This window comes from Arthrobacter sp. SRS-W-1-2016, assembly GCF_002009585.1.
Lineage (GTDB): Bacteria > Actinomycetota > Actinomycetes > Actinomycetales > Micrococcaceae > Arthrobacter > Arthrobacter bambusae_A.
The window spans coordinates 1-23,446 of the sequence record NZ_MTPV01000030.1 but is presented as its reverse complement, the minus strand read 5'-3'; the positions used below and the strand labels follow the sequence as shown (position 1 = coordinate 23,446).

Annotated in this window: 17 protein-coding genes; 12 read left to right on the top strand and 5 right to left on the bottom strand. The window is 61.8% G+C overall.

The window, feature by feature from the left end:
• Positions 1 to 483 precede the first annotated feature (483 nt).
• The 3 genes from BMF89_RS07725 (at position 484) to BMF89_RS07715 (ending at position 2,939) form a co-directional block, all read left to right on the top strand.
• The gene (locus tag BMF89_RS07725; RefSeq protein WP_078106519.1) at positions 484 to 1,731 is read left to right on the top strand and encodes an aconitase/3-isopropylmalate dehydratase large subunit family protein; all 1,248 of its coding nucleotides are present in this window, start codon (positions 484 to 486) and stop codon (positions 1,729 to 1,731) included.
• Positions 1,728 to 2,240, top strand: coding sequence for a 3-isopropylmalate dehydratase (locus BMF89_RS07720; RefSeq protein ID WP_078106518.1), 513 nt, complete (start codon positions 1,728 to 1,730; stop codon positions 2,238 to 2,240). The genes BMF89_RS07725 and BMF89_RS07720 overlap by 4 nt, the downstream gene beginning before the upstream one ends.
• Before the next feature lie 507 nt (positions 2,241 to 2,747).
• Entirely contained in the window at positions 2,748 to 2,939 is a 192-nt protein-coding gene (locus tag BMF89_RS07715; protein WP_078106517.1) for a hypothetical protein, read from the top strand.
• 954 nt (positions 2,940 to 3,893) lie between these two features.
• Here the strand turns inward: BMF89_RS07715 and BMF89_RS07710 are convergent.
• Both BMF89_RS07710 and BMF89_RS07705 read right to left on the bottom strand, forming a co-directional pair.
• On the bottom strand, positions 3,894 to 5,309 hold the full coding sequence (locus tag BMF89_RS07710; RefSeq protein WP_253190751.1) for an aldehyde dehydrogenase family protein: 1,416 nt from the start codon (positions 5,307 to 5,309) through the stop codon (positions 3,894 to 3,896).
• Between the two features lie 62 nt (positions 5,310 to 5,371).
• A complete protein-coding gene (locus tag BMF89_RS07705) occupies positions 5,372 to 6,277 on the bottom strand; it encodes an NAD(P)-dependent oxidoreductase (RefSeq protein ID WP_078106515.1) in 906 nt (301 codons plus the stop codon).
• 436 nt (positions 6,278 to 6,713) lie between these two features.
• Here BMF89_RS07705 and BMF89_RS07700 point away from each other — a divergent pair, with 436 nt between their 5' ends.
• From BMF89_RS07700 to BMF89_RS07670, 7 genes are all read left to right on the top strand, one after another.
• Entirely contained in the window at positions 6,714 to 7,154 is a 441-nt protein-coding gene (locus BMF89_RS07700; RefSeq protein WP_171983432.1) for a nuclear transport factor 2 family protein, read from the top strand.
• An 823-nt stretch (positions 7,155 to 7,977) separates the two neighbouring features.
• The gene (locus tag BMF89_RS07695) at positions 7,978 to 8,817 is read left to right on the top strand and encodes a hypothetical protein (protein WP_078106513.1); all 840 of its coding nucleotides are present in this window, start codon (positions 7,978 to 7,980) and stop codon (positions 8,815 to 8,817) included.
• Positions 8,818 to 8,895: 78 nt separating this feature from the next.
• Positions 8,896 to 11,991, top strand: coding sequence for an FAD-binding and (Fe-S)-binding domain-containing protein (locus BMF89_RS07690; protein WP_253190750.1), 3,096 nt, complete (start codon positions 8,896 to 8,898; stop codon positions 11,989 to 11,991).
• Positions 11,988 to 13,478 (top strand): NAD-dependent succinate-semialdehyde dehydrogenase, encoded by a 1,491-nt coding sequence (locus BMF89_RS07685; RefSeq protein ID WP_078106512.1) that lies wholly within the window; start codon positions 11,988 to 11,990, stop codon positions 13,476 to 13,478. Before BMF89_RS07690 ends, BMF89_RS07685 begins: the two co-directional genes overlap by 4 nt.
• 209 nt (positions 13,479 to 13,687) lie before the next feature.
• On the top strand, positions 13,688 to 14,545 hold the full coding sequence (locus BMF89_RS07680; RefSeq protein WP_078106511.1) for an IclR family transcriptional regulator: 858 nt from the start codon (positions 13,688 to 13,690) through the stop codon (positions 14,543 to 14,545).
• Positions 14,546 to 14,694: 149 nt separating this feature from the next.
• Positions 14,695 to 15,153, top strand: a complete 459-nt coding sequence (locus BMF89_RS07675) for a MarR family transcriptional regulator (protein WP_078106510.1) — start codon at positions 14,695 to 14,697, stop codon at positions 15,151 to 15,153.
• Positions 15,150 to 16,451, top strand: coding sequence for an MFS transporter (locus tag BMF89_RS07670; RefSeq protein WP_078106509.1), 1,302 nt, complete (start codon positions 15,150 to 15,152; stop codon positions 16,449 to 16,451). Before BMF89_RS07675 ends, BMF89_RS07670 begins: the two co-directional genes overlap by 4 nt.
• 610 nt (positions 16,452 to 17,061) lie before the next feature.
• Here the strand turns inward: BMF89_RS07670 and BMF89_RS07665 are convergent.
• The 3 genes from BMF89_RS07665 to BMF89_RS22605 are packed head-to-tail and all read right to left on the bottom strand — an operon-like array spanning position 17,062 to position 21,328.
• Complete coding sequence (locus BMF89_RS07665; protein ID WP_139359592.1) at positions 17,062 to 17,658, bottom strand: hypothetical protein; 597 nt, start codon at positions 17,656 to 17,658, stop codon at positions 17,062 to 17,064.
• Complete coding sequence (gene mobF, locus BMF89_RS07660) at positions 17,646 to 21,197, bottom strand: MobF family relaxase (RefSeq protein ID WP_078106507.1); 3,552 nt, start codon at positions 21,195 to 21,197, stop codon at positions 17,646 to 17,648. Before mobF ends, BMF89_RS07665 begins: the two co-directional genes overlap by 13 nt.
• On the bottom strand, positions 21,194 to 21,328 hold the full coding sequence (locus tag BMF89_RS22605; RefSeq protein ID WP_290439669.1) for a hypothetical protein: 135 nt from the start codon (positions 21,326 to 21,328) through the stop codon (positions 21,194 to 21,196). Before BMF89_RS22605 ends, mobF begins: the two co-directional genes overlap by 4 nt.
• A 3-nt stretch (positions 21,329 to 21,331) precedes the next feature.
• Between BMF89_RS22605 and BMF89_RS07655 the strand changes: the two genes are divergently transcribed.
• Positions 21,332 to 21,643, top strand: a complete 312-nt coding sequence (locus BMF89_RS07655) for a hypothetical protein (protein WP_078106506.1) — start codon at positions 21,332 to 21,334, stop codon at positions 21,641 to 21,643.
• Positions 21,644 to 22,019: 376 nt separating this feature from the next.
• Positions 22,020 to 23,249 carry an IS110 family transposase gene (locus BMF89_RS07650; protein ID WP_078106526.1) on the top strand — a complete coding sequence of 410 codons (1,230 nt, stop codon included), beginning with the start codon at positions 22,020 to 22,022 and terminating at the stop codon, positions 23,247 to 23,249.
• The last annotated feature ends 197 nt before the right edge of the window (positions 23,250 to 23,446 follow it).

Genomic DNA, 23,446 nt, shown 5'->3' with positions numbered 1-23,446 from the left:
TGGCGTCCACTAGGAACAACGAGGTTGCGTATCGCGCACGGTGGTTGCTTGACACTCGTCTTGACAACTATAATAATGCAACTAGGGCGCGTGCCACGCAACCAGCTTGGCGTTATGATTCTCGGCGCCTTGCAAATTGCAGGGAACTCGCGACGCGGGGTATCAGGGAGGATACGTATGTGTGTGGCTATGGCGCCCCCTCCAAGCGCAGCGAGCACACGCAACGAATTTGAGCGCTTTGATGTCTTACGCGCTCCGTCCGAAGTTTTGAAGATGTTAGTCCCCAACCCGTGCATCGCGATTTTTGAGCACATCCGCGCAAGCAAAGGCGCGGCCCTGGGCATCTTCCTCCTCGGAATTTTCAAAACCTCCTTATCCTTTCCATATCCGCTCCCTTAAGATCAACGCCGCCTCCGGTTCGATCATTCTCGGAACGCCGATCGCCAGACGGGTCGGGGCCATCAGGAACTTGGTGAAAAACCTATGAACAGCACAGTCATTGAGAAGTTGCTCGCACGGGGCGCGGGTCTGGAATCCGTCGTCCCAGGAGATGTTGTCGTGACGCGGGTCGACCTGGCCGTCTTGCTTGACACCCAGTTTTTTACGCCCTCATGGGAGGGTGTCCGCAAAGTTCACGACCCAAATCGAATTGCAATAGTGCTCGACCATGCCGTCCCCGCGCCCGGCATCATGGAGGCTTCCGCCGGGACCCGCGCGAGAAAGTTCGCCGAACGTCATGGAATCGAGCGATTCCTTGACGTCGGCCGACACGGGATCGTCCATCAGGTTGTGGCAGAACGCGGATGGGCAGTTCCCGGACAGGTCTTGGCGTGCTCAGACTCGCATACGTGCGCCGCGGGGGCTTTCAACGTCGCAGCTCGCGGGCTTGGCGCCGCAGAGATGATGCAGATTGCTTGCACCGGAACCACATGGTTCCAGGTGCCGCCGACGATCAGGTATGACCTGGTTGGGTCCTTGGCAGGAGACGTAACGGGCAAAGACGTCTTCCTCCACATTGCGGGGGTATACGGCGATGCGATGGACCATGCGCTTGAGATAGGCGGTCCGGGACTGGCCGAACTCAGTATGGGAGATCGACGTACCATCGCCACGCAAGGGGCCGAAGTTGCTGCCGACTTCACCGTCTTCGAAGCAGACGATCTTTGCCTCTCATACGTTGCCGAGCGCACGGATGCCGAGCCCTTCCCCATTTTCGCGGATGCGGGTGCGAAGTATGTGGACAGGCGCATCATCAACCTGTCTGAGATCCAGCCCATGGTTGCCCTGCCCGGTTCGGTCATCAATAACACCGTGCCCGTCGACAGTCTCGAATCGGTACGTATTGATCAGTGTTTCATAGGGTCTTGCGCGAACGGAAAGATCGAGGATCTTGAAATCGCGGCGCGAATTCTCCAGAACAAGAAGGTCGCGCCAGGGACACGACTGATTATCACTCCTGCATCGCAGGATACATACCTAGAAGCAAGTAAGCGCGGGTACCTGACCACATTCGTCGAAGCTGGCGCCACTGTCACAAATCCAACCTGTGGTGCTTGCTTTGGATACCAGTTAGGCGTTATTGGGCCTGGCGAAGTTTGCCTGACAGCAAGCACAAGAAACTTCCGCGGGCGAATGGGCAGTACAGAGGCTGAAATCTATATGGCTTCACCGGCGACCGTTGCCGCATCAGCCATCGCTGGAAAAATCGTGAATCCAAGGAGCATCGCATGACGGCCGAAACTCGTTCCCTACAACTCCGTGGTCGCATCTGGATCTTCGGTGACGATATCAATACCGACGACATGTACCCGGGCTTCGCGATGCGCCTCCCTGTTAAGGAGGCCGCCCGGCATGTCTTCCACGCCAGTCGTCCCGACTGGCCGGCTTTGGTTCAGCCCGGTGACATTATCGTCGGCGGCCGGCGATTCGGACTGGGGTCCGCGCGGCCCGTCGCCCTATTACTTCTTGAACTAGGTGTCAGCTGCATCCTCGCCGAGCAGTTCAACTCCCTCTTTCTGCGCAATATTATTAACTATGGGCTTCCTATTCTCGCGGTGCCGGGGGTCAGCACGGCCTTCACAGAAGGGGAGATCGTAGATGTTGACATCGAATCCGCCCGCGTACAAGGGGAGTCAACTGGCACGGAGCTCCGTGGCAAGGCGTACCCGCCGCTCGTCGTCGACCTGCTCCGTCACGGCGGAGTAGCCGGGAGCCTGCGGAGCCGCGGGTATCTCGACTGAGTGCCATTCAGGGACGTTCTACTCGGTACTGAAACTGACCTCGAAGGTGCTCCATAGCGAGTTCAGGCGCACGCCAGCTCTTGCTTTCTGCCGCGGGACCTCCGTCCGGCCATAGGGCAATTTGTGCCCTTCTTCTAAGCCCAAACTCTGCAAGTGATGCTGGTTGCGCACCGGAACCGGTCCGGGTGGCCGTGCTCACCATCCGGGCATGGGAACTGTGTCATCGAATTATGACCCACCGAAACCAGGTCGGTGGCGTTGACAACATCAGGATCGCGCCATGGCCTAACCCGCTGTTTGGTCCACGCGCGGTCAGACTCTCGGAGACTGGGGGCTGGGCACGGTCCGCCCAGCGGATATGCGGGCGCACAGGACTTTGAAGTAGAGGTTGTGGAGCCGATCCTTCGTGCTCCGGTCGCGGGAGAATCGCGGATGCCGACGGCGGGTGGACTGGTCAGGGTCCTCTGGCCGAGTTCTGGGAAATCATGGCAAGGATCCGGTGGGAGTGTGCCCTCCGGTCTGATCCAGCTGACCGCGTTACTCGCGAACCCGGGAATCCAGTCGCCGTGCGACCTGTGCTTCCTTGGGTTGCGGACGCCCGTCGGCGCGGTCGGGGCCCGGGTGCCTCCAACGGTGGTGATCGTGCCCTCGCACGCACGGTTCATCGATGGCACGGATGATCCCTTCCCGGATGACTAGGTTTCTGTGCGGAGGCATTTGTGAGCTGTTCTTTGGAATGGGTGCGGTTCCGCGGCGGCTGTTCTGGGAATAAGGAGCGGCATTGCGGCCGCCGAGGGGGTGCAGGTCAAACCTTACAATCCGGAGAACCAAGGCGTGGTCGAGCGAACCAGTTCCTGGAGACTTCGGTCTTCACATCGCCAGACGACTTTAACGCCCAACTCGCGCAGTGGCTACGGAGGCCCAACGCCAGGGCTCGTGAGGCGGACAGACCTGCCCGCCGTGGCCAGGCCGGCTTTGCTGGCGCTGACACCAGTTCCGCCGGTTGCCGACAAGACCACGCAACGGGAGTAGGGACATCGCGGCGAGCCTTCCAAACCCGCTCGCCGGTTGGCGCGACTACCGGGCTGCCTGCCGGAGCTAGGACGGGACGTTCGGCCTGGTCCTTCGTCATCGGAGGATCGCCTAAGGTCGGCAGGATCAAGTCCAACCGAGAGCGATTGCGGCCTTGCGGCGGGTTCCTCGCCAAGCCGGGAACTCTGCTCAAGGACTCTAGTCCGGACCTGGGACCGGATCACCGGAAGCGTGCTCAGATTTCGTCACCTTTGATCAGGTCGGCCGCTAACGCGGCTGTCGGCAGCGGTATGGCGGGTTCTGCTTCATCGTTGAGATCGCGGACATTACGACTCGGCGGACGGAAAATTGTTCGGCCCGGAAAGCCGACATATGAGTCATTGCAGCCGTCGAAGATGCCTCATTCGCATCTCAGTCCTAAATATCGACCGAGACGGCGGTCTTAATCAACAGGTGCGGTTTCGGTGAATCGAGCAGAAGAAACCCTCCTGTTCAATCCAGGGTCCAAAACAACATAGACCGGTGTCTTGCCGTTCCCCAGTCCGATTTTTGAAGCTTACGTTTCGCGTTTCGGGCTAGTTCTGTGGCGCCGCCCGAGGGCAGCGCCACAGAACTACGTCATCAGCCGATCAGGGACTGGAAATCCAGGAACTCTTCAATACCGTAGCGCCCCCATTCCCTGCCGACGCCAGAAAGCTTGAACCCGCCGTGGGGAGCGCGCTTATCCAAGGGCGCACCATTTATCCGGACCCGGCCTGTCCGCAGGCGGGCCGCGATCCGGCGCGCATGGTCGGCGTCTGCGGCCCAGACTGCACCGGCAAGACCGTACTGCGAGTCGTTGGCGATTGCGACGGCCTCTTCTTCATCGTCGAAGGGGATTAGGCTCACGACGGGTCCGAACATCTCTTCGCGGGCGATCCTCATGTCGTTGGTCACCTGGGAGAAGACCGTCGGACGGACATAGTATCCGCGTTCAAGCCCATCCGGACGTTCCGCGCCCCCAGTCAATATCTCAGCGCCTTGTGCGGTGCCGGAACGGATGAGCTCACGAATTCGCTCGCGCTGAGCTGCGGTTTTCACCGCGCCCATGGTAGTAGCGTCATCGAAGGGGTCCCCGAGTACGTAACTCTCAGCACGGCGCACCGCAATCTTCTCCGCCTCTTTGAGGCGAGACCGAGGCACGAGCATCCGGGTAAGGCCGCCGCAGACTTGTCCTGCATTGCGGTAGGCGTCATCGATGCCAGCCGCCACAGCCAGTTCCAAATCCGCGTCCGGGAGCACGAGATTCGCGGAGTTGCCCCCTAGCTCGAGGTGGACACGCTTTATCGATTGTGCGGCCAGCTCCATCACTCGACGTCCAGCACGTACCGAACCAGTCAGTGACACCATATCGACCGCCGGGTGGCTGACCAAGGCTTCCCCCACGTCCGGCCCTGCGCCGGAGACCATGTTGAATACCCCTGCTGGCAGGCCGGCTTGAACCGTGAGCTCGGAGAAAACATACCCCGCCAAGGGCGCGATTTCGCTCGTCTTCAGCACGACGGTGCATCCTGCCGCCATTGCTGCGCCAGCCTTGGCGGTGATGGCGCGCAACGGTGAGTTCCAAGGAGTGATGGCAGCAACAACACCGGCTGGAACTCGCCTGACATTTGCCGTGACTGCAGTCTCGCTCCACGCGATGTTGGCCAGCTCTTCGGAGAGGATTTTGAGGTCCTCGACTGCGCCGCCGGCCTGGGCCACCGACGCCGATGACCTAGGCTGGCCCACCTCCCGCACGATGAGATCCGTGATCTCATCGATGCGTTCATCGACGAGACCCGCCAAGGTCTTGAAAAGGGTGGCTCGCTCCTCGATTGGAGTCGTGGACCATTCCTCGAACGCCGCCGATGCCGCGGATACAGCCATGTCAACATCGTCGACAGCGCCCTGGGGAACGGTGGCAATCACTTCCTCCGTGGAAGGGTTGATCACCTCGATGCGTCCTGTGCCATGCGACTTAGTCCATTCGCCATTGACGAATATGTTCTCGTAATTCAATGTCGCCGCCGAATTGTTAGTCTTTGTGTCGCCCGGTTCCTGCTCGGGCCTGCTTCCCGATGTCATACGACTGCTTCGGACGCCTCTGCGGCGGGAGCCACCAGTCCGTCGTACCACTCCGCCATCAATTGGCTCTGGTCTGCAGTACTCCCGAACCTCTCGACCGCCTGCTCCGTAAATGTCTGAACGAGATGTCCTATAGGAGTACCGTGGCCACTCGTATCGGCAAGCTCGTTTGCCAGTTGCAAGTCCTTCAGCATTAGGCCCAGCGTAAAGCCCTGCGGGAGGTAAGTGTCTCCGCTGAGCAGTTGCGGATACGTGTACTCAGTGGTGTAGTTTCGTCCGCTCGATTTATTGAGGACCTCGATGATGACATCGCGTTCGAGCCCGGCATCCTGACCAAGCCGGATGGACTCAAGCGCCGCGAAGCGGTTGCAGTTGTTAAGAAGATTGTTGACGAGCTTCATGGCGTGTCCAGTGCCCACGGTGCCCACGTGAATGGCGTCAGAAGTAACCACGAACAGCAGGTCCTTGATCCGGTCGAAGACGTCCTGATCTGCGCCGACCATCAGAACCGCAGTTCCCGCTCGCGCACGCCGGACGCCGCCAGCGATCGCTGCATCTGCAAAGGAGGCTTTACGCGCCCGGAGCGCCTTCTCGACCTCGATATCCGCCGTCGGGCTGCTGGTCGTCATGTCAACAACCACAGTTCCTTCGACGATCTGGTTTACCAGACCGTCTGGTCCCAGCAGCAAGCCGGTGACATCCTTCGGAGCTGGCAAGCACAGCATCACAACGCGACATTTCGCGGCAATCTCCTCAGGCGACGCGAATTTCGCTCCAGCCCTGACCAGATCGTCTGCCGCTGATTCGTTTCTATCGTTCACGAGGAGTTCGAACTTGCCGACAAGTCGACTTGCAATCGACGCTCCCATCGCCCCTACTCCAATGAACCCGATCGGTCCCATATTCCAACCACCTTTGCTTGTATACGCAACAACTTGAATGACGTGACAATCAAGACTCAAGGAGGGTTCGCCGTTCAGCTTGCGACGCCAAATAGGCGACTTATGCAAGGTGGAGCCCTATGCTGACCAGTCCGCACGCTCGGCCCTGACTGTGATCCAGACTATAGCCCTTCGAAGCGTCATGCGCAATGGGGTTGCGTGAGGCGCAAACATTCAGGATGATCACTTTCACGCGCATAGGCAGTGCGGACAAGCGAAAAGCTGGCTCTGTTCCGCCGCCGCGTGTTCATTATTGGGCCAAGTCATGAGAGCTGGCCCGCTGCGCGCCCCGCCTCACTTTGTAGCCGGAAGGAAGAGGGCGGGATGGGTTCAACCGCAAGCCGCGATGGAGCCGGCTCCTTACACCAAGAATTCACTATCTGAAGGGTGGCAAACTATGAATTCAGCTGAACAGTCCGAAATTGAACGGCAGTGCCGAGAGCTGGTATTGGCAATTTCACATCTAAGCGATAACAACGATGGCGTCAACTCGGCTAGCCTGTTCGCTGAGGGTGCGACTTGGTTCCGTGCTGGGAAGATTTATACGGGCTACGACGAGATCCTCGCCTCGTACGATGACTTCTCCCCATCCCTCGTCGCCCGGCACCTCATCGGGACGCCGTTGGTGACCGTTTTGGACTCCGACCATGCGACGAGCGTCACATATTACTCAGCGTTCGTCGTCGATCCTGGCACAACAGAACCATTATTCCCGCTGCCTTTTGACGGCCCATTCACGATGGGGGAGTGGCACGACAAATTCGTGCGCACTGAACGCGGCTGGCTCTTTTCGCACCGTGCAACGCATCGAATGTTCCAGCATGGCGAGCACCCCTGAGCCATTACACACAAGCAAGTGAGAAAGCCGGGACCTCCCCCGTTGCGAAAGGGGAGATCCCGGCAGCTTGAACGACGCCAATTCCCGGAAGCCTGCGGCTATGGAGCGGCGCAGAAGGGGACTTATTGACTATCACGCTTCCTGTGGATGGTGATTTCTTCTCGACAGTCGAAGGCCCGGCGATTACCGCCCGTCCGCGGAAGCACCCAGACGACACGTGCATCCGGAGTCAGGACGTCGACGGTGGCTTCATACGAGAACTGCGCAGATTCTGTGACGGTGACGCGGTCGCCTGGGCGGAGGCTCGCCCACGTCTTCCGAGCCGCATGTTTCTTTGGCAAAGTTACATTTCCTTCCGGTCGAATGAGTCCATACGCGCCCAGGTGCCCTTGGCGAACTTGGGAGGAACTCCGCTTCTTCGCGAGGGTGTCCGAATTCGGTGGGTGTGAATCACCCTTCTGCGGTCGTCGTCGATCCTCGTGGCTTTGATGCTCCTGGCTTTTAAACGCCGGGATTTGCGGGCCCAGCGCGGTCCTGCTTGGTTGCGGTGAGGCATGCGCCTCAGCGGGCACCCAGATCTAGAGTTCCAAGTGCACTGGTCCCATCAAGTGGGATTTTCACAAAAAGACGCCTCGTCCATGCGCAGGGCAGTTGGCGAAGACTTCGGCGCTTCCACCTTCTGCTGAGGTAGACAATATCTCGTATTGTGGGATAACGTAAATCGCAGCGGCTGGCCCTGCATGAATTGCATCGGCCGGGCCGGCCGCCTCCACCGCGAAGGTTTTCCGCGGGTTGAAATCGACTTTTCTAAAGGAGCGGGAAGATGCGCGTTAGCAAGGCAGCCGACACTGGCAGTGAACGGGTCGGCAGCATGCGGGAGGGAGTCCTCGACCAGAAGCACCTGCTGGTCGGTGAAGACGGCTCTCCCAATAACTACGACCTGAACATGGGCGTCACGGGCAGCGGCGGCTGGGGCACGCCCCGGCACCGCCACAATTTCGACCAGATTCGCTACGTCATCCAAGGTCGCCTGCCCTACACGGAGAAAGACGTTCTCGAAGAAGGATGGGTCGGGTACTTCCCTGAAAGTGTCCACTACGGCCCCCAGGCGCGCGCCGAAGGCTTGCGGACCATGGTGTTGCAAAGTGGCGGAGCGAGCGGCGCCGGCTACCTGAGCGTCGCCCAGCGTGAAGCGACGAACGCCGAGTTGGCCAAGACCGGGGAATTTAAGAAAGGCTTCTACCACTACACCGACGAGAATGGCGAAGCACAGACTGTGGACGGATCGCAGGCGATCTTCGAACGTGCCACGGGAGGCAAGCTCGAGTTCGCGACCCCGAGGTACACCGACGTCATCGCCATGAACCCCGAGGCGTTCGAGTGGCTGCCCGAGGGCGACCCGGGCGTCTCAGAAAAGTGGTTGGGAAGCTTCACAGAGCGCAACCTGCGGATCGGCTTCCTGCGCCTGGACGCGGGTGCGGTCTACCAAGCAGGCCAGCACCCTTCCATCGAAATCCTGTTCCAAACCAAGGGTAAGGTGTCCGCGGGCGATGAGAAGTACGGCCCCGAGACAGGTTACGAATTCTTGGCCAACGAGGGCCCCGTCCCTATCGAAGCCATCGAGCCGACCGAGTTCTTCCGCGTGGTGCTGCACACGTTCTGAGCCGACAGGACGCATCCCAGGACCTACTGGTCCGGGGATGTGCCTCCGGCTACTGCCTGCCTTTCCGAGAAAGAACTCATGCCCATGACCGAATCGGCCCGCCGTCCACTGTTGCACGACCCCGAACTGCCACCACAACGCAACTCCGCCGTCGGAGCGCTGGCGGGCGGCAGTAACAATGCCGTCGTCGACGAAAGCCGTTCCGCGGCGGCGTTACTCTTGGAACTCTCCGAGGCCGGTATCCCTGCGGATGCGTCGCCGCGGCGTCGTTCCGAGTACTCCTACGATGCTTCCAATTACCGCATCAAACCGCTCGCGGTAGCGTTCCCACGCACGGTCGATGACGTCATTGCTGCTGTCGCCGCTTGCAGGGCAAACGGCACTGCAGTGGTCTCACGAGGGGGCGGAACCTCGATGGCCGGCAACGCAGTCGGTCCTGGGCTCGTTTTGGACTTTTCGCGCTACATGAACCGTGTTCTAAAGATCGACGAGGACGCCGGGGTTGTAGACGTCGAACCGGGTGTTACCCTCTCCGCGCTGTCCCGTGAAGTAGAACGCGCCACCCGCGGTCGCTCTACCTTTGCTCCAGATCCTTCTTCCAAAAACCGGGCCACGGTTGGCGGATCAATCGCCAACGATGCCTGTGGCAACCACTCCGTCCGTTATGGCCGCACCTCCGACCACGTGTCAGAAATTGACCTTGTCACGTCCGATGGCGCGCTGCTGACCGCGACGGAAACAAGTTTGCGGGCCACCAATCCCGCAGATTCGTTCTCTGTCGCCCGGGCGGAGGATCTCAGTGCCTCGCTGGCCCGGCTCGCACACGAGAACCTGGGCACCTTCCGACTTGAGCTTGGCCTCATTCCGCGACAGGTCTCCGGCTATCACCTGCAAAATCTCCTCCCGGAGAAGAACTTCAATATCGCGCGCGCCGTCGTTGGCTCCGAGGGGACGCTGGCCCTGGTGGTGGGCGCCCGTATGAAGCTCGTACCGAAACCGGCAGCCGCGCTACTGGTGTGCCTCGGGTACGAGGACGTCGTTGATGCCGCCCGTGATATCCCTATGATCCTTGAGTTCTCGCCAGCCGCGGTCGAGGGCACAGATGAAGCGATCGTGCACACCATGCGCCATCGTCGTGGACCCGACTCCGTTCTTGGCTTACCCGAGGGCCGGGCGTGGCTGTTCGTTGACCTCGATGGCGAGGACCCTGAGTCGGTGCGCGCCCAGGCCGACCGTCTTCTCGCACGGCTGGATGAGAACGGGCGGCTCGTTCAGGGCCGCGCAGCTGCGGATCCCGCGGAACGGGCTTCGCTCTGGCGCGTCCGGGAAGACGGGGCGGGACTGTCCTCGCGCCTGGCCTCGGGGGGAGAGTCCTGGCCGGGCTGGGAAGACTCGGCGGTTGCGCCCGAGCGGCTTGCCGACTACCTTATGGACCTGCGTGAACTCCTGGCCGAGTATGACCTCACCGGGGTAATGTACGGACACTTCGGATCCGGGTGCATGCACATCCGCATCACATACGACCTGCGCAACGAAGAAGGCCGCCAGGTCTTCCGCAAATTCACCCGCCGGGCGGCGGAGCTCGTCGTCCGGCACGGGGGTTCGTTATCCGGCGAACACGGCGATGGCCGCGCCCGGTCCGAACTGCTGCCCCTCATGTACTCCCCAGCGACGATGGCCGCATTCTCCGAATACCGCCATCTGTGGGACCCCTCAGGAATCCTCAATCCAGGCTTGATGACGAACCCCGATCCCATGGACGCAAACCTTGCCCTCGCGGGAGTGCCGGATCGCGAATGGCGCACCAGCTTTGACCTGCGTCCCGCGGCCTCCGCCGGCACGGATCCTTGGGTCAACGCCGTGCAGAGCTGCATCGGTGTTGGCCGCTGCCGCTCGGATAGCGGTGGGGTCATGTGCCCCAGCTACCGGGCCACTAAGGACGAAAAGGATTCCACGCGCGGCCGTTCCCGGGTTCTCCAAGACATGGTCCGCGGCGCGCGTACGGTCGAAGAGGGCTGGAAATCCGAGGAAGTCCGGGAGGTGCTTGACCTGTGCCTGGCGTGCAAGGCTTGTTCCAGCGACTGCCCGACTGGCGTTGACATGGCCACGTACAAATCAGAGTTCTTCTCGCATTATTACGAAGGCAAGCTCCGGCCGATCTCACACTTCTCCCTGGGCTGGCTTCCCCGCTGGCTTCAGATCACAGGCCGCATGGCGCCGGTGGCCAACGCCGTCATGTCAACGCCGATAGCCAAGGTCGCCTTCGTCTTGGGCGGTCTCACGACAAAGCGGGGATTGCCCCGATTTGCCGGGACCAACGAGTGGCGTCGGGCAGTTGCGGCGGCAGGTGTGCGGCCGATCCGCAAATACCCTGACGGCGGCAACGCGCCCAAAATAGACGGGGTAGTCCTGTTTGTGGATACGTTCACGCGTGGGTTTCGTCCAGAGGTCGCCGGCGCAGCAGCCCGCGTCCTCGCAAGTTCAGGATCGCCCACGGAATGCTCCGCCGATGCCTGCTGCGGCTTGACATGGATCTCCACAGGACAACTGGACACAGCCAAAAAGCTGCTGGGCAAGGCGGCGATTGCGCTCGACGACGGTACGGACCGCCCGATCGTGGTGGTGGAACCGAGTTGCGCCGCTGCACTGCGCAAGGATCTTCCAGAACTGGTTCACACCGATCAGGCGCGCCGGGTCGCAGCCAGGGTGCGCAGCTTCACCGCGCACATAGAAGAACTAACAAAGTCCGGCTGGAAGCCCGTACCGGCGAAGCCCCTGCCGGAACAGGTAGTGCTGCAGACGCACTGCCACGAATACTCCGTCTTTGGTTCAGGCATCCAGCGCTCGGCTCTCCAGGCCTTAGGAATTCCTAACGTTGTGGACGCGACAGGGTGCTGTGGGGTTGCCGGAAACTTCGGCTTTGAAGCCAACCATTATGACGTAAGCATGCAGGTCGCAGAGAATGCGATTGCGCCGGCGCTGAGGGCCACCGACCAGGCCACCGTCGTCCTCACCGACGGCTTCTCGTGCGCCAGGCAGGTAGATCAACTCGATTCCTCGAGGCCCGGTCTGCACCTTGCCCAGGTACTCGACCCGGGCAAGGGCACCAGTTCGACCCCGGCATCCAGCACCACTACAGAACCCCACACCAAGGAAACTAAGGAACTTTCATGACCACTAACGTCACCGACGGCAGCGTCGCAGAGCGAGCACGCGAGGTCATCGCCAAGATCAATACTGGCCTCTTCATTGACGGGAAGTGGGCCGAGGCAGCGTCTGGCGCGCGCTTTGACGTCTTCAACCCGGCAACCGAGCAGGTTATCGCGACGGTGGCCGATGGTGGCCCCGAGGACGCAAAGCGTGCCATCGAAACGGCCGGCCGGGTACAGAAAGACTGGGCAAGGACGTCCGCCCGTGAGCGCAGTGAGATACTGCGCCGTGCGTATGAGATGGTGATGGAGCGCCAGGATGATCTCGCCCTCATCATGACGACGGAAATGGGTAAGCCGCTCGCCGAGGCCAAGGGCGAGGTCGCCTACGCTGCCGATTACTTCCGCTGGTTCTCCGAGGAAGCGGTCCGCATCGGCGGCGACCATACGACCTCTGGCGACGGCAAGACTCGCGTGCTCGTCTCCCGCGAACCTGTTGGACCATGTGTTCTTGTCACCCCGTGGAACTTCCCGATCGCCATGGGCATGCGCAAGATCGGGCCGGCCATCGCGGCCGGCTGCACAATCGTGTTCAAACCCGCGGCCCTTACCCCGCTTTCCTCCCTGGCGCTCGTGGATATCTTGGCTGAGGCCGGGCTCCCCGCCGGTGTCCTCAACGTTGTGTGCACGACCAAGGCGTCATCCGTGGTCTCGCCATGGATGTCCAGCGGTATCGCCCGCAAGATCAGTTTCACCGGTTCAACGGAGGTAGGCGTCCGCCTGCTGGAGCAGGCGGCCAAGCACGTTATGCGCTCTTCGATGGAGCTCGGCGGCAACGCACCCTTCATCGTCTTTGAGGATGCCGATCTGGACCGCGCTGTTGACGGGGCGGTCGCGGCCAAGATGCGCAACATGGGCGAAGCCTGCACCGCAGCCAACCGGATCTTCGTCCAGCGTCCGATTGCCGAGGAGTTCGCCCGCCGCCTTGCCGAGCGGCTGGGTTCACTGTCCGTTGGTGACGGCGCTGAGTCAGGAACTGACGTTGGCCCACTCGTGGAGGAAAAGGCTCTTCGAAAGGTCCAGGAACTCGTCGACGATGCCGTCAACAAGGGCGCCAAGGTGGTCTGCGGTGGCAACAGGCCGAACCGTCCGGGCTATTTCTACTCGCCGACCGTCCTGTCCGCCGTCCCAGCGGACGCGGACCTCATGACCGAGGAAATCTTCGGGCCCGTGGCTCCAGTCCTGCCCTTCGATACGGAGGAGGAGGCGGTTCGCATGGCCAACGACACGCCGTTTGGCCTTGTGGGCTACCTGTTCACCCAGGACGTGGACCGCGGCTTCCGCGTCGGAGAAGCGCTCGAAGTCGGCATGGTCGGCCTCAACACGGGCATAGTGGCCAACGCCGCCGCCCCGTTCGGCGGCGTCAAGACCTCCGGTTTGGGCCGCGAAGGAGGCCGCGTGGGCATCGACGAGTTCCTCGAATACAAGTACATGGCAGTTCCGCGCGTATAACCCCCCTGGCCGTGAACCCGCAGCGCCCCTAGCCTGATGTGGGGCTGAGCGACATTCCGGGCCGCTCAGCCCCACATTAGGCAGAAGCCTTTCGAGCTTCCCGAAAATTGCTTGAGATCCTGTAAAATGAGATTTTCATCAAGGACGGGGTAGGCCAGGTAGCTACTTTCCCCACGGTCATCACCAAGAAAAGGACAGCGATTCAGGTCATGAAAGGCAGCGATTCGCCCACTAACGCTGGCGATGTGACTACATCGACGCCAGAAAGCGCGAGCAGTTTGGCCAAGATGCTCAACATCCTGCAACTTTTCAGTGAAAAAGAGCCTGTGTGGTCAACAGCTGACATCATCCAGACGCTCGAAACCTCAAGGTCAACGGGATATCGCTACATCAAGACACTTCACGACGCAGGCCTGCTCAACTCCGCACGCAACGGCTACTACACCCTGGGTCCGGGGATCATCGAGATGGACCTTCAGATTCGCCTCACAGATCCACTGCTCCTGGCCAGTCAGGGCGTACTCGAAAACCTGGTCGAGAAAATCGGGCATTCATCGCTTCTCTGCACCGCTTACCACGACTCCGTTCTGTGCATCGGGGAGGCCCGAGCCCCTGAGAGTCCAGCGAACCGATTCAGTCGGGGACAGCGGCGACCGCTTTTTCAAGGAGCCGTATCCAAGGTCATCCTGGCCTATCTCCCCCACCACCGACTGAAAGCCATCTACCCACGCCAGCACAAGGAAATTGAGAACGCCGGACTGGGTAAAAATTGGAGCGAATTCCGTGCCGCTCTCGGCGAGATCAAGAAGGCCGGCTACGCCGTTACGAAAGGCGAATTCAATCCAGGCGTATACAGCGTCGCGGCACCTATCCTCACGGATCAAAGGACGTCGCTGGGAAGCGTGGGTGTCGCTTGGGATGAAAAGGAACGGCGCGACGTCGACGTCCAGCAAGCCGTGCTCGCCGTGCAGCAGGCAGCAATGACCATATCGGAACGCCTAGCAGAGAACCAGCCAACCGTAGAGTCAACGGCATTGTCCAGCTCAACTGCGAACGCGTCGCTGTAACCGACCTCACTTCGTCGATAACTCCACCTCGGCTCTACGGCCGAGAAACAGTTCCGCCGCTCTGGGCGGAAGAGAAGCTAAACGGTAGTAGTTAGCATTGCTAATTAGCGTCGCTAACCATGATGGGCGAAACGGCTCGGAAGGACGCCATGACCTACACAAAAAAAGATTCCCGATACGCGACGGATGACATCCAACCGGATGTGCTTGCGATCGATTTGCGGACTGCCGTGATGCGCACGTCCCGGCGGCTCCGGATCGAGGCCAGCGGCGATGTCCTCACGCCGGGCCAGTACACCGTCCTGGCGCATCTTCGGAGCGGCTCCCAGACGCTTCGGCAACTAGCGGAGCGGGAGCATGTTCAGGCGCCGTCGATGACCCGGATCGTGAATTCGCTGAACGACAAGGGATTTGCGTCGCGGTCAGCGGATCCCGTGGACGGGCGCCAGGTCCAGGTGGGGATCACTCCGGCCGGTGAGGAAGTCCTCGGCGAGGCCCGGAGCCAGCGGACGGCATGGTTGGCTCAGCGGGTTGCCGGGCTCAGTGCGGAAGAGCGCCTGACGCTCAGCCGCGCGGCGCATATCCTGCAGGAGCTGAGTGCCAGATGAGCGCCATGTTCCGCGCTTTGGAGAACCGCAACTACCGGTTGTGGGCCTCGGGAGCCATGGTGTCCAACATCGGCACGTGGATGCAGCGGGTCGCGCAGGATTGGCTGGTGCTGACGGTCCTGACCGATCATTCCGGTACGGCCGTGGGTATTACCACGGGGCTGCAGTTCCTTCCCATGCTGTTGCTTGGTCCGTACGGGGGCGTGCTTGCAGACCGATACCGCAAACTGCGGATCTTGCGGTGGACGCAGTCGGCCATGGGTCTTTGTGGATTGCTGGTGGGGCTTCTGGTCCTGACCGGCTCGGCGCAGTTGTGGCAGCTGTATGTGGCCGCTTTGTGCCTTGGGGTGGCCAGCGCCATTGACGGGCCGGCTCGCCAGGCGTTTGTTTCCGAACTGGTGGGGCAGGAGCATGTTGCAAATGCCGTGGCACTGAACTCTGCTTCTTTCAACACCGCACGGCTCACTGGACCGGCCATCGCCGGGGTGCTGATTGCCTGGATCGGCACGGGACCGGTTTTCCTGCTCAATGCGGCCAGTTTCGCCGCCGTCCTCGTGTCTTTGTGGCGCATTCAGCCTTCCGCGCTGTTCCCCTCGGCACCGGCGGGCAACGGGAAGCATCCGGTTGTCGAGGGCCTGGGCTACGTGAGCCGGCGCCCGGACCTGGTGCTCATCCTTGTCATGGTCGGGATACTGGGGGCTTTCGGCATGAATTTTCCCGTGACCAATGCGCTCATGTCCACGACAGAGTTCGGGATGGGGCCCGGGGAGTTCGGCCTTCTGGGCTCGATCATGGCCGTAGGGACGCTGGCCGGAGCGCTCATGGCGGCCCGGAGGTCCGGCCCGCGGATGCGCTTTCTGCTGCTCGGAGCCATCACCATGGGCGTCTTCACCCTCATGGGGAGTATCTCCCCGTCATTCTGGCTCTATGCGGCGTCGCTGATTCCGGTCGGTATCGGTTCCATGACCTTCCTGAACAGCTGCAATACGAGTATCCAGCTCTCGGCGGAACCACAATTCCGTGGCCGGGTGCTGGCGCTGTATATGGCCGTCATGCAGGGCGGGACTGCGGTGGGGGCGCCACTCATGGGGTGGATCGGCACTGAATTCGGTCCCCGCTGGTCCGTGGCAGTCGCCGGCACAGTAGTCCTGCTGACCGCCTTCTGCGCAGTGATCGTGGTCAGCCGGAAAAACGACCTGACCTTTCGCAGCCAGCTCCGGACGGTCTTCGTTCGGAAGCCCTCACGGGACCAACGGAGCCAGGACGCCGAGACCGCTAACCAGGCTGACGGCATCTGAACCGGACGACTGTTTCTGGCCAACTATCGGCGCAAGATCCGCAATTGACGCGGTCAGGGAGGATGCCGCGCCTATTTGCGCAACAGATCGAAACCGCCGGTGCTCCCGCCGGTGCCGAGGCCTTGATGATCATCCGTCGTGTACGCGCCGATGGGTTGTCACCAAGGCACGCCATAAGGATCGGTGACTGGCCATGATCGTTCACTCGCCGCGCCGGCTCGAGGCATGCTGTTGGCACGGTCCCCAGCATCCTCGATGGGGTGTGGTTCAATCGTCCACCAAAAAGGCGTCTTCTCCCCGAATAGCCACCTACCGCTAAAAATCAACGTGGCCCTCGGCCAGCCTCGTACGCCCCTGAGTCGGTTCGTTCTCGACGGCGGGTCCTGCGCTGGACCTGCCCCTTCCGAGTATTCCAAATATCCCATAATTTAGGATATCCCTAAGCTGCATCTCCTGAGAACCCGTTGATGAAAGTGCGGAGGCGAGCGATGAAAGCCAGGCTCGGATTTTGGGGCGCCTGGTGTTGAAGCTACGGGGAGGGGCCCGACGGGTAAAGGACGGCGCCCCTCCGCTGCTCTGGCCTCACGGCCAGTCGACAGGACTGAAAGTGCTACTTGAAATTCATCGCCCCTGCGATGGCTTCCCGGCCAAGTCGCGGCACGGACACTGTGGCCGGAGCCCAAGCAAAGACGTATGAAGCCTGAATGAAATAGGTTGCCGGCCACGGCATACCTGGCCTGACTTGTCCGGGATCCGGTGATATCAGGAGGACGGATCCGGCCCAGATGGGTTCTGCCAGCGCTTCCAGCCATGCGCGCTGAACGTGTCCGAACCGATTCCAGTTGATCGTGATCCACGATCCAGTCGGTTCAAGAGCATCTACGCTCAGGACCGTAATTTCTGCGGTCGTGCCGTGGGTTCGCCTCGCTTCTTCGAAGCGATCCCATCTTTTGTTTGCCTCCACGAGCCAAGAACGACGGCGTCGCGCGCGGACCAGCCACAGGGCGCCAATTAGGCCAGCGAGAACCAGCAAAACTGCCCAGACAATCGTCAGGCCCGCATTTCCTGGCCACCTCACTTCGGGAATGAACGCAGCAGCAATAGCCACCGCCACGCTGGCGAGAATCAGCGCGGGCGTCGCAACTTTCGGCTTGATGACTGGGTTTGAGTCCATCGGATGCCCCCTCGACCAGTTTAGAGTTGCCAACCGACATTGATAAGGTCCGCCTCGCGGGAAACGGAGTCTGCTGCCCATAGGCCTGCCCGCTGGTGCTCAAAGGCGTGTGACGCAGCCCGATTAATGAAGCGTTGAATGGTTTCGTATTGCGATTTCCGTTCCCATTCATATTCGCCCGGAACAGGCCCGAGGGGGAGCGGTGAGTCACCGATGCCCCACTTGTCTCGGTAGACGGCCACCCTGCCAATCACGGAAGGCACGTCGCCCTGCGGCGGCAGGTCCTGGAGGAGATTTCGCTTCCACTCGGTGTCGTGGATCAAAGCCGTTGCCGTGACCTTGGTAGCCCTCCGCCGGATTCGTTCCGATACCTGGTTGAGCATGTCGGCGAGGTCGGGCCGATCCGTGTGAACAGAATCTGAGATGAGTGCGTACTCATTCACCGGCATTTCGGACAGGAAGCCGCGAAGCCGGGTGTGGATTACAGATGTGACGTCCTTCGCTGGCCCGGCCGCTTCCAAAGCCTTGGCAACGATCCGCCGGGCACTCGGGCGATTGATTTCGGCGGACCGCCGCCAAGCCGCAACCGTGGCACCCCACGACGGGGAATGCTGCAACCCTTCGAGCCTCGACGGGGCGAGCGAGCCGAGAAACTCTGTAAGATCCTCGCCGGCAGCAATCTGGGCGAGGTAGTCGTATTCGGTGCTCAGCCGCTCGAGGCTTTCGGCGCGCAGTTGCTCATCGTCGCGGACTTCGTGGGCAGTCCGTTCGGCGCCTTCTGCTGCCAGCACTTCGCCCAGGATCTCCTGCCATGATGCTCGGAAGGTTGGATCCAGAGGTTCGTGATCTGCGGGTTCGTATTCGCTGATGTACGCGTAGTTGCCTTCGCGCCCGCGGGTCATGCTCACATAGAGCAGCTCACGCGTCAGCCCGCCTTGCGTCACGACGGTATGGCCGGCGTCGACCGTGATTCCTTGGGAGCGGTGGGCCGTCGTCGCGTATCCCAACTCCACTGACGCCTCAACGTAATCGCGACGCAGCGAAACGGTGGCGCCGGTATCCCGTCGAACGGCTACAAGGGCGCCGTCACGCTTTCCGACGCGTACAACGTCGAGCAGGGTGCCATTGCGGATAAAGTCACCGTCGCTGTCCGCAACAGTTCGGTCGTTGCGGCGCGCAATGACCGTGTCACCGCGGCCGGCGCGCAGTCCGTCACTCAGAAGAGCTGTGTGTTCGGCGTCCACAAGCCCTTGGATAACGCGGTCTGATCGGGCTCGTTCGTTGAGCATGCTGACTGTGTCGTTGTCCGCGGCAATCAGGATGGACGACCTACCCGCCCCGATGTCGGATTGCCAGTCCAGATATGCCTGGTCGAGCATGTCGAGGTAAGTGCCGTGCCGGATACGCTGGTGCCGGTCGTAGTCGGTGATTGCGGCGAAGTCTCCGGCACGGAGTTTCAGCGAGGCATCCCGCTCCCATGCGTTTTCGAAGCGCCAGATGCTGCTCAGCCGCGCCGCTTTGCCCTGGCGGTCCAGCCAGCCGAGAACACCGCCCGCATCGACGGCGTCGAGCTGCCCCGGGTCGCCCACTAAAGCGACCTTGGCGCCGGCGTCCCGGACCTGTTGCACGAGCGCGGCGAGCTGAACTGTGGAGACCATGGAGGCTTCGTCGACCACGACCAACTGGTTCGGATGGAACCGCCACCGGTTCTGCTCGGCGGCCAAGCGAGTCGCTTCCTGTGCCAGAGCGGTCCTCGTGGCCACGGCGCTGCTCAGGCGCTTCTCGGCATCATAGAAACGCTCCGCCCGATGGATTGCCCCCTGGCCGACCGACTCGTAGAGCCACTTCGCGACATTCTCCGTGACCATGGATAGCTCCTGCCCCAGGACCTCGGCGCTCGCGGCCGCTGGTGCTAGGCCGATCACGCTTCCGGCGCCGAACTGTTCCTCCCATGCGGCTTTGATCGCGCCGAGTGTGGTGGTCTTGCCGGTGCCGGCGGGCCCTACGATGGCGTCTAGCCGGTTGCCGCTCAGCAGTATCTCAGCGGCGGCGGCCCGCTGGTCGGTGTGCAGACCGAACTTGCAGTGATGGTGGTAGCGGGCGAGTGCCGCCATGGCGACGGTCGCGCGGGCGGCCGGTCCGCCGTCGTCGTTCCTTGCCGTCATGACGGCCTCCTCGTAGGCGAGGGTCGTGGAGTCGGTGTAGAGGCGGGACCCGTGGAAGTCGAAGATGCTCTTTCCGCCGAGGCGCAGATCCGGCTGCGCGTCCGCCGGGACGCTGTATCGGTATTCGTTCAGCGGGACCGATTGGGCTTCAGCCGCGGTGGCGACAGCATCGATCAGGGCGTTGCGGTCACCTGGCGTTTGGCAACGGATGGCGGCGCAGACGCGTTCCGCTTCGGCCAGCAGGTTCCAGCGGTTCCAGGTGGGGCGCTTGGCAGCCACCCTGACCTGGGTCAGGGACGCGACAGCGTTCACCCATCCGGCGGCGAAGTCGCACGAGCGGAAAGGGGTGGTCCGCGACCATCGGATGGTGGCAGCCAATTCTAGTTGTGGGTCGAAACCCTTGACGGCGGCCCGTTCGCGCCACTGGGCGGAGAGCTGGTGGAGTGGGGCGATGGTTTCGGGCTTTGCGGTTCGTGTGGAGAGGGTTGCTTGTTGTCGGAGCTTGATGGTGGTTGTCGCGGATGGAGGAGTGCGGTGGCTATAGGTCCAGGTGGCGACGAGGCGGTCGGTCTCTTGGTCGATGAGGCGGGAGCGGTTGGAGAATTCGCGGATCAGGGCCTCGTCGATGCCAATGAGCTGAGCGCTCAGATTACGTGTGTTGGCTGCGGGATTGCGGATTTCCGTATCGGTTCCGAGGTCCCGTTTGAGGGCGTCGAAGAGAAGACCGTTGTAGTGTTCGCTGGCGGCGACGGCGGCCTTGTAGAGCGCTCGTGAATCGAGGGTGACCCATGCGCCGTCGGTGATCCGTTGGACGCGGTTGGCGATGACGACGTGCGTGTGCAGTTGCGGGTCTCCGGAGCGTGACTCCCAGTGGTCGAACGCCGCCGCGATGACGCCGCGGGTGCCCACGTGCGCGATGCCGTTCCGACCGGCCCGGGTGTGGATGACGAGTTCTTCCAGCCAATCCAGGGTGGCATTGACGGCGTCGTGGTGGGTTTGCAGGATCTGGTCCTGGAGGCCCCGGGGGCTTAGCGCCCAGAGCACGGACACGGATTTGGGCACGCTGAAGGTCAGATCGAAGCCGGCGACGGCACGACGCGCCTCGGTTTGGCCCTGTTTGGTTTCGATGACGGTTGGCCGGCCGTGCGGGCGGCCAAGGGGAGCGCCGGTGTCCGGGTGGGTGGCACTGTCGAAAATGGCTTTTGCGTCGGTTTCGGTGACTGGATCCCCAGCTGTGCGGCTGATGCCGCTTATGCCGCTTCCGATCCAGATGCCCTGCGGGGTGCCGGCCTGCATGTAGTACGTGGTGGCGTCTGTGGGCGTGGTCGTCAGATCGTCCATCATCGTGGTCTTGAACAAATACTTCAGGCCCGACTGCGCAGAGAGCCGGGCGATGGACATGGTCATCGCTGATTGGCTTCTTTCTTCCGGGCGGCGTTGATCCAACCGCGACCGCGGAACAGTTCCTTCGCGGTGTTGTCGAGTTCGGCATCGGTGGCCTGGGCGAGCGCTAGGAGCTTGCTGGCGAGGAGGATCAAATCGTGGGCGTCAGTTTGCTGGATGGTCTGAAGGCGGCTGATCTCAGTTTGGAGGCATTTGATGGTTGCGCGTTGCTCAGCATTCTCGGCTTCGAGGTGGTCGACGGCGGAGGACTGGCAGCGAAGTTTGTTCTGAAGGAAATTTTGGGTCTGCTTGCTGGCGGCGAGAGCGGCGGCAAATCTGGCCCCAAGGTTTCCAAGATGAACTGCAGGTTCGAGGGCCTTGCCCGGGCCCGCGGCGAACGGTCCGGAACTCGCTGGGGCAGCCCGGTGCCGCCGTCGACGATCCCGCTTTCTGTTGGCGCAGCGGGCTGAGCAGAACCGCTGCGACGTGCGCGACGGCTCGAAGACCCCCTTGCATTCCTCGCAATTCTTTCCACTCACGATCGTTCATCAGGGTGGAATAGATCGACGACATGACTTCGCCGTGAGCCACCGCTCACGGCGAAGGACTTGGGTGCCAGAGGTGTAGCTGATGCGGGAGTATCTTCCGCGGGCCGAGGGGTGAGAATTGTGGTGCCGCTTGGTGACGTCTATTCACATTGGTGCGGGTGAGCCCGTAGACGTGTATGGCGCGGGGTCCGTGGGTGTGCCGGATTGTTGCCGTAGGAGCACGTGGGTCTGTTTCCTGATCAGAGGATCCTGCAAGCGGCGTCGATATCGATTCTCGCTTCAAGGGTGGGTGGTTCTGATGGATGTGATGTTTGAGCGTGTTGCCGGGTTGGACATCGGCAAGAAGTCGGTGACTGTGTGCGTGCGCACGCCTTGGCCGGACGGCGGTCGTCACGGGGAGACGCGGACGTTCCGGACAATGACGCGTTCGCTTGAGCTGATGAGGGACTGGCTGGTCGGGCAGGGGGTGACTTTGGCGGCGATGGAGTCGACCAGTACGTACTGGAAGCCTGTGTTTTATGCTTTGGAAGAGCGGATGGAGTGTTGGCTGCTTAACGCGGCCCACATGAAGGCTGTCCCGGGCCGTAAAACGGACGTCAAAGACTCTGAGTGGATTGCACAATTGCTGGAACATGGGCTGCTTCGGCCCTCGTTCGTGCCGCCTCCGCCGATCCGCCGTCTGCGTCTGCTGACCCGTTACCGGGTGCAGTTGATGGGGGACCGGACCAGGGACGCGGGCCGGTTGGAGAAGATGCTCGAAGACGCCAGCATCAAGATATCCTCGGTCGCGTCGTCCGTCACCACGGTCTCGGCACGTGCGATGCTTGCGTCGTTGATCGCCGGGGAGGCTGATCCGGAGGTCTTGGCGCAGCTGGCGAAAGGAAAGATGCGGTCCAAGATCCCTGACCTGGTCGAGGCGTTGACCGGTCACTTCGACGCGGACCATGCCCGGCTGGCTGCGGCGATGCTGGGTCGCCTGGACCGGGTTGAGGCAGCTTTAGTGAGCATGGATGAGGCCATTGCGGCCGCTTCGCGGCCGTGGGCCCGTCAGATTCAGTTGCTGCAGACCATCCCCGGGGTAGGACTCAAAACCGCGCAGGTCATCATCGCCGAAACCGGCGGTGACATGTCCCGGTTCCCGTCCGCGGCGCATCTGGCGGCCTGGGCCGGTGTCGCGCCGGCCATTCACGAGTCGGCAGGGCGCAGGACTCCGGCTGGTGCGAGGCACGGAAACAAGTGGCTTACTTCGGCACTGGTGGAGGCGGCGGCGTCGGCGGCTCGGAGCAAGAACACCTACCTCGCCGCACAGCAGGCGAGGATCGCCTCCCGCCGTGGCGCCAGACGGGCGCAGGTGGCTGGCGCGCATTCGATCCTCGATAGCGCCTACTACATGCTTGAGCGCAACGAGCCCTACCGGGACCTCGGACCGGAGTGGCTGCACCGCCGCTACGACCAGGCCCAAACCCGGCGCCTGGTCACCCAACTCGAACGGCTCGGACACACCGTCGTCATCGACCCGGCCGCCTGATTTCCAAACCACCTATTTCCGGCAGGCGACCCCTCCGGTCGGTCACCTACGCCCTGCCCGGGTTATTCACGGGTCTGTAAACGGATGGGGAAGTTCCTTCTGCGTGCAAGGGGATGAGAATGTAAGCGGCAACTTTAAACTGACCGGAGTCGGAAAATCCGACTGACCGTTCGCGGCAGGGTTTTGACCCGTGGCGG